This is a genomic window from Geobacillus sp. B4113_201601 (assembly GCF_001587475.1).
In the GTDB taxonomy this organism is placed as follows: Bacteria; Bacillota; Bacilli; order Bacillales; family Anoxybacillaceae; genus Geobacillus; species Geobacillus icigianus.
The window spans coordinates 1-593 of sequence record NZ_LQYX01000098.1; the positions used below are offsets into that span (position 1 = coordinate 1).

The following is a 593-nucleotide window of genomic DNA, read 5'->3' on the forward strand; positions in this document are numbered from 1 at the left end:
TCTTCCGAACGGGCATGGCATCGCTTTGTCACCGGAAATTTGTTCACAAACGGGCAGTTTCTCGAACGTTCCCGATACAACGCCGTTGCCGGGCGCTGCGCTGGGCGATGAAATGGATCCGCCATGAACTGGCGAAACGCGGCCAACATCATGCCTATGCCGTGGTCGATAGCTTGCCGTTAGAGTTGTGCCATGCTGCGAGAATGCATCGTGTCAAACGGTTTCAAGGGATCGCCGACATCGGGTATTGCGCTTCAAAAAAGCAATGGTACTACGGGTTGAAACTGCACCTTCAAGTGACCGATCAAGGTTTGCCAATGGGATATGTGGTGACGGAAGCATCCTGCCACGATCGAATCGCAGCCGAAAGCGTGATGACCCAAATTCCTCATCCCTATAACCTCGGGGACAAAGGGTTCATTAGCCGTGACTTGCAAAAAAGGCTGTACGAAGAATACCAAATGGCGCTTTGGACTCCGTCTCGAAAAAACCAGAAACATCGCCCGTCCGAGGCATGGGAGAAGTGGATCCAACAAAAACGCAAAGTGATCGAGACGGTGTTCTCGGTTCTGGTTGACCAATACCGGATCACA

Annotated in this window: 1 pseudogene; it reads left to right on the plus strand. The window is 52.1% G+C overall.

Annotated elements, in window-relative coordinates:
- Nucleotides 1-593: pseudogene (locus B4113_RS13945) on the plus strand (IS982 family transposase); the annotation flags it as partial.